The sequence below is a fragment of the Propylenella binzhouense genome, assembly GCF_009866965.1.
GTDB lineage: Bacteria > Pseudomonadota > Alphaproteobacteria > Rhizobiales > Afifellaceae > Propylenella > Propylenella binzhouense.
In genome coordinates, this window is sequence record NZ_SPKJ01000156.1 from 1 (window position 1) to 6,269 (window position 6,269).

Below are 6,269 nucleotides of genomic sequence, written 5' to 3' on the forward strand. Positions count from 1 at the left end.
GAGGGACGGGCGAGCGTCGGGCGCGGCGCCGCTTGCGCGAGCGCGGGCTCGGGCGCGGGATCCGGCCGCGGCGCGGCGCTCCGCCCTTCGCTTCCTCCGGCCCCGGAGCCGCTCTTCAGGAGCCTCAGCGCCTCGTCCGGGGTGGGCAGGTCGGCGGCATGGCAGAGGCGCACGAGCACCATGTCGGCGGCGGCCATCGGGCGCGGCGCCTGGCCGACCTCCTGGATGCCCTTGAGGAGCATCTGCCAGGCGAGGGAGAGATGGCGGAGCGAGAGCGACGCCGCGAAGGCGGCGCCGCGCACGCGCTCGCTCTCGGAAACCGGCGCGTGGGCCGCGGCCTCCGCGGCGAGCTTCAGCCGCGTCACGTAATGGGTGAACTCGGCGAGATCCGTCAGCACCACGAGCGGATCGGCGCCGACGGCATGGAGCGCGTCGAGCGAGGCGAGCGCGGCCGGCGCGTCGCCGCGCATCACCGCCTCGAAGAGGTCGATCGTGCGGGTGCGGTCGGCGAGGCCGAGCATGGCGCGCACGGTCTCCGCCTCGACGGTGCCGCCGCCATGCGCGATCGCCTGGTCGAGGATCGAGAGCGCATCGCGGACGGAGCCCTCGGCCGCGCGCGCGATCATCCTGAGCGCCTCGGCCTCGGCTTCGATCCCCTCCTTCGCGGCGATCCCTTCCAGGTGCCGGATCAGGACGGCGGATTCGATGCGGCGGAGGTCGAAGCGCTGGCAGCGCGAGAGCACCGTCACCGGGACGCGCCGGATCTCGGTGGTGGCGAAGACGAACTTCACATGCGCCGGCGGCTCCTCGAGCGTCTTCAGGAGGCCGTTGAAGGCCGCCTTTGACAGCATGTGGACCTCGTCGACGATATAGACCTTGTAGCGCGCCGAGACCGGCGAGTAGCGCGCCGAATCGATGATGTCGCGGATGTCGTCGATGCCGGTATGGGAGGCGGCGTCCATCTCGATCACGTCGGGATGGCGGCCTTCCATGATCGCGCTGCAATGGACGCCCTCCGCCGCCAGGTCGACGGTCGGGCCGCCGCCGTCGGCGGTCTGGAAGTTGAGGCCGCGGGCGAGGATGCGGGCGGTGGTCGTCTTGCCGACGCCGCGCACGCCGGTCAGCATCCAGGCATGGGCGATCCGTCCGGCCGCGAACGCATTGCGGAGCGTGCGGACCATCGGCTCCTGGCCGATCAGATCGTCGAAGCTCGCCGGGCGGTACTTGCGGGCGAGAACCTGGTATGGGCCGGTGGTGGTCTCGCTCATGCGCGGCGGAATGGCTCGGGCGAATGTTCTCCGTCACCGGCCCGGTCGGGCTCGGTGAAACCCGTGCGGCCCCGTGCGAGGTGATGCGGGAGGCTGGACGGCAACCCGAGCCGGGCTCGTTGGGGCTGCTTCCTTCCGGACCTGACCCGGTTGGCGAGTGGCACGTCCACCGCCAACCTCCCTGGCCTCTATATCGCGGCTGAGGCGCTCCGGCGCAAGGGCGGCGTTGCGCTCCGCACGGAGACCCGCCCCCGCCGGCAGCTCAGGCGCCGATCGCGCCGGCGATCTCGCCGACGAAGCGGCCGAGATCGTCGGTGACGTAGTCGACATGGTCGTCGTCGCGCCCCTCGAATTCCCATTCGCCGTGGAAGACTTCGCGGGTGCCGGGCGGAACGACGAGCACCGTCCTCATGCCGACCGCCTTCGGCACGACGAGATTGCGGGCAAGATCCTCGAACATGGCGGCCTGGGCGGGATCGACGCCGAAGCGCGCGACGAAGCGGTCATAGGTCTCGCGCTCGGGCTTCGGCACGAGATTGGCGGCGGCGATGTCGAAGATGTCCTCGAAGTGCTCCGGAAAGCCGAGCCGCGCCGCCACCTTCTCCGCGTGCCGGCGCGAGCCGTTCGTGAAGATGTACTTCTTGCCCGGCAGCCTCAGGATCGCCGCGCCGAGCACGGGATCGGGCCGGACCACCGAATGGTCGATGTCGTGGACGAATTCGAGGAACGCGTCCGGATCGACCTGGTGGTTCAGCATGAGGCCGCGCAGCGTGGTGCCGTGGTCGCGGTAGAAGCTCTTCTGGATGCGCTGGGCCTCGGCCTCGTCGACGCCGAGGAGATTCTGGACGAAGGTGCGGATGCGCTGGTCGACCTGGCGGAAGAGGTCCGTCTCGCGCGGATAGAGCGTGTTGTCGAGATCGAAGATCCAGGCTCTCACGTTCCGAAACGCGCCGAGATCCTGCGGCGCGTGGGGATCGACGGCTTCGACGGTCAATGGCTTCATTCTGCGGGATATAGGCGAGATGCAGTTAAGATTCACTGGCCGTGCCCGGATATCGCCCTGCCGGGCCGCCGCGGGCGCCCGTCGCGTGATTGTCACGGTCGCCGTCTAGGCCTTCCTCGGGCACAGGCATGTCGAGCATCCACCAGTCCGCCGCGGCGGAGCTTCTCCACGATATCCAGGCGCTCCGGAAGGCGGTGGCCGGGGAAGGCCGGGTCCTCTGGGCCGGCTGGCGTCCCTCGATCCGGCGGCCGTCCTTCGCGGCGAGCGCGCTCAACCTCGCGCATTATCTGGCGCTCCGGCGCCGCGACCTCCGCCCGATGCAGCGCCGGCTGATGCCGCTCGGCCTCTCCTCCCTCGGCCGGGCCGAGGGGCGGGTGCTCGCCGCGCTCGATGCCGTTTCCGCCGCCCTTGCCGCGATCGCCGGGCGGGGCGGCGAGGACTGGCCGTCCGAGCGGCGCTTCTTCCGCGGCGAGATGAGGCTCGCGGCGAACACGGCCGAGCTCTTCGGCCCGGCCGCGGCCGGGCGTCGCAGGCGGATCATGGTGACGCTCGGCGCGGACGCGGCCGCAGACCCCGCCGTGCTGCACGCCTTACTGGCGCGCGGGATCGAGGTGGTCCGCATCAACTGCGCCCATGACGGCCCGGCGGAATGGCAGGCGATGATCGACAATCTGAGGCGCGCCGAGGCGGCGCTCGGCCGCAGCGTCCGCGTGCTGATGGACATTGGCGGCCCGAAGGTCAGGACCGGCGCGGTCATCGTGCCGCCCGACCGCGCGCGGCTCCAGATCGGCGACACGCTGCTGCTGCGGCGGGAAGGAACGGCGGCGTCCCCGGACGAGGCGTTCCAGGCGACCTGCACGCTCGGCTCCGTCTTCGATCACCTGAAGCCGGGCGACGTGGTCTCGATCGACGACGGAAAGCTCCGCGGCGTCGTCGAGCGTCTGGAGGGCGGCGGCGCGCTCGTGCGGATCGACCAGGGCCGGCTCAAGGGCGTGAAGCTGAAGCCCGAAAAGGGGCTGAACTTCCCGACGCTGGAGCTCGGGCTCGATCCGCTCACCCCGAAGGACCGCGCCGATCTCGACTTCGTCGCAGGGCACGCCGATATGGTCGGGCTCTCCTTCGTCAGTGCCGGCGCGCATGTCCTCGCGCTGCAGCGCGAGCTCGCCGCCCGCCGGCCGGACGACTGGCAGAAACTCGGCGTCGTCGTGAAGATCGAGACGCCGCGCGCGGTGAGAAACCTGCCGGAGATCATGGTGGCCGCGGCGGGCCGGCAGCCGCTCGCGGTAATGATCGCGCGCGGCGACCTCGCCGTCGAGATCGGCTTCGAACGGCTCGCCGAGATGCAGGAGGAGATCCTGTGGCTCTGCGAGGCGGCGCACATTCCCGCGATCTGGGCGACCCAGGTCCTCGAGGGCCTCGTCACCAAGGGCCTGCCGTCGCGCGGCGAGATGACCGACGCGGCGATGGCCGGGCGCGCCGAGGTGGTGATGCTCAACAAGGGGCCGAACGCCGCGGCCGCGATCGAGGTCCTTTCGGGGCTCCTCCACCGCATGGACGCGCACCAGCTCAAGAAGACGCCGACGATGCGCGCGCTGCGCTCGTGGTCTCCCGGCGGGACGGACTGACCGGCGCCGGTTCCCGCCGGATCGTCCCGGCTCAGAGAAGCGCGACCTCGCTATGCCGTTCTGTCCGTTCGAGGACGCGGCAGCGGTACCTCGACGGCGCCGCTGCGGTTCGGGCCGCGCCTGCCGGGGTTGAACGCGTTCAACTTCGCCGAGGACATTCTTCGCCCTGAAACTTTTCCAGTCCCATCTCGTTTGAGATGATGCATCTGGCCCACCCGACGCGCCTCGGCAGCATTGCCGAGCAGGGGGAGGTGAGAGAGACCTGCAGAAGCCCGCGGGCTTTGTGCATGCGGATAGGGCCGGCAGAGCGCACCGCGCGGCTTCGGCTGCGCGGTGGGATCCGTGTCTCTCGAACCTGGAGCGCCCATGCTCGCTCGTTTTTTCGCCGCCTGTGCCCTGATTGCCACACCTGTGCTCGCGCCGGTCGCGCAGGCGCACGACTGGTATCCGCTCTCCTGCTGCGGCGGGCAGGATTGCGAACCGGTCTCCAACAGGTCGATACAGTTCACCAGCCGCGGCTGGCTCGTGAAGAACACCGGCGAGGTGATCCCGTTCTCGGTCGCGAAGGCGAGTCCGGACGGGCAGTTCCATCGCTGCCGGATGAAGGTGTCTCAGCCCGACAGCAGCACGCGCTGCCTGTTCGTTCCCTTCACGGGCTACTGAGCCGCCTGGCCTTCCCGCCCGGGCGGTGCGCTCAGGGCTTCATCAGCGTGCCGGCGCCGTGCTCGGTGAAGAGCTCGAGCAGGACGACGTGCGGCGTCTTGCCGTTGAGGATGACGACGCCCTCGACGCCGCGCTCGATCGCCTCGATGCAGGTCTCGACCTTCGGGATCATGCCGCCCGAGATCGTGCCGTCGGCGATGAGCGCGTGCGCCTCGGCGACGGTGAGCTCGTCGATCAGCGTGCCCGACTTGTCGAGCACGCCCGGCACGTCGGTCAGGAACAGGAGGCGCTTCGCCGTCAGCGCGCCGGCGATCGCGCCGGCGAACGTGTCGGCGTTGATGTTGTAGGTCTCGCCGTCGCGCCCCGGCGCCACCGGGGCGATGACCGGGATCATCTCGGAGCGGGCGAGAAGGTCGAGCAGCGTCCGGTCGACCTCGACCGGCTCGCCGACGAAGCCGAGATCGAGCACCTTCTCGATGTTGGAATCCGGGTCGAACACGGTCTTCCGCGCCTTCTCGGCGAAGACCATGTTGCCGTCCTTGCCGCAGAGCCCGATCGCCCACTCGCCCTCGGCGTTGATGAGGGCGACGATCTCCTTGTTGATGGAGCCGGCGAGGACCATCTCGACGATCTCGACGGTGCGCTTGTCGGTGACGCGCAGGCCGCCCCTGAACTCGCTCTTGATGCCCACCTTCTCGAGCATCTGGCCGATCTGCGGACCGCCGCCATGGACCACGATCGGGTTCACGCCCGATTGCTTGAGGAGCGCGATGTCGCGCGCGAAGGCCTGGCCGAGAGCGGGATTGCCCATGGCGTGGCCGCCATATTTCACGACGATCGTCTTGTTCTCGTAGCGCTGCATGTAGGGCAGGGCTTCCGCCAGCAGCCGCGCCTGGTCCGCGCTCATGGCCTGGGCGCTGGTGATCGTCTCGTTCATGGCTTTCCTCCGGCAGCGGCGCCTCTTAGCGGCTCCCTATGACGTTGAGAAGGCGCGCGCGATCCGGAGCGGTACGCCGGCATGCTTGTTGCAAAACTAGTGCGGGTAAGTTATAGGTTATGCAACCTGAACGAGCGCGACCATCATTCCCATGTCGATCGGCGGTCTCAAGGATTACCTGGCGATCGCTTCCGCGATAATCGCCGTTACCACCTTCGTGCTGGCTGGTCTTCCGAGCCTGCTGGATGCGTGGATAATGAACAGGGCGATCGTCGGCGCCACGATGTTCATCGACTACGACAATGCAAGAGAGGAATGGGTGCGGTCCGTCTACGTGTTCAATGCGGGACTGCAGCCTGCGGTGACGGGCGATCAGATTAAGTGCGAATATCTCGACGAGAGAAAGCAACTGGTCAGGGATCCGGACGACGGGACGAGCGCGCCGAACTTTCTGCAGGTCGAACGGTCGGTGATACCCGGGCGCACGTCAAAGTCGGTCGTCACGCAGCAATCCCGATCGCTTGATTTCGGCGGGCTGCCTGTCTCCGAGAAGAACCTGGCCAAGGTCGACCTCGCATATCTGCGCTGTCGATTCACGTATACGGACATCTCCGGCTTCCGCTTGCGGTCCGAAACTCCCGCGCCGGAGCCTGTCGAGTTCACCGTTCCGGTGCCGAAGGTCGCACGCTAGAGCGTTACCCGACCTAATTGAATCGGGATTCCCAAATCAGCGCTGAGATGATTCAAGCTGTCTGCCGGATTGGAGGCCGGCG

The 6,269-nt window shown here is 68.6% G+C and carries 6 protein-coding genes and 1 other RNA gene; 3 read left to right on the plus strand and 4 right to left on the minus strand.

Translation table 11 applies throughout. The features are described 5' to 3' along the window. From E4O86_RS21935 to E4O86_RS21945, 3 genes are all read right to left on the minus strand, one after another. Window positions 1-1,268, minus strand: a 1,268-nt coding sequence (locus E4O86_RS21935) for a DNA polymerase III subunit gamma/tau (protein ID WP_161142685.1), incomplete at its 3' end; no start/stop codon positions are given. A gap of 84 nt (window positions 1,269-1,352) precedes the next feature. Then, window positions 1,353-1,450: signal recognition particle sRNA small type (gene ffs / locus E4O86_RS21940), an RNA gene on the minus strand. Window positions 1,451-1,530: 80 nt separating this feature from the next. Then, the gene (locus E4O86_RS21945) at window positions 1,531-2,271 is read right to left on the minus strand and encodes a pyrimidine 5'-nucleotidase (protein ID WP_161142686.1); all 741 of its coding nucleotides are present in this window, start codon (window positions 2,269-2,271) and stop codon (window positions 1,531-1,533) included. Between the two features lie 128 nt (window positions 2,272-2,399). Between E4O86_RS21945 and E4O86_RS21950 the strand changes: the two genes are divergently transcribed. Then, window positions 2,400-3,896: a pyruvate kinase gene (locus tag E4O86_RS21950; protein ID WP_161142687.1), complete on the plus strand. Its 1,497-nt coding sequence runs from the start codon at window positions 2,400-2,402 to the stop codon at window positions 3,894-3,896. A gap of 366 nt (window positions 3,897-4,262) precedes the next feature. Further along, entirely contained in the window at window positions 4,263-4,559 is a 297-nt protein-coding gene (locus tag E4O86_RS21955) for a hypothetical protein (protein WP_161142688.1), read from the plus strand. A 31-nt stretch (window positions 4,560-4,590) separates the two neighbouring features. On the opposite strand, the gene argB is transcribed toward E4O86_RS21955, so the two are convergent. Then, entirely contained in the window at window positions 4,591-5,496 is a 906-nt protein-coding gene (gene argB, locus E4O86_RS21960; protein ID WP_205521043.1) for an acetylglutamate kinase, read from the minus strand. Window positions 5,497-5,647: 151 nt separating this feature from the next. Between argB and E4O86_RS21965 the strand changes: the two genes are divergently transcribed. Continuing rightward, window positions 5,648-6,187, plus strand: coding sequence for a hypothetical protein (locus E4O86_RS21965; protein WP_161142689.1), 540 nt, complete (start codon window positions 5,648-5,650; stop codon window positions 6,185-6,187). Window positions 6,188-6,269: the final 82 nt, after the last annotated feature.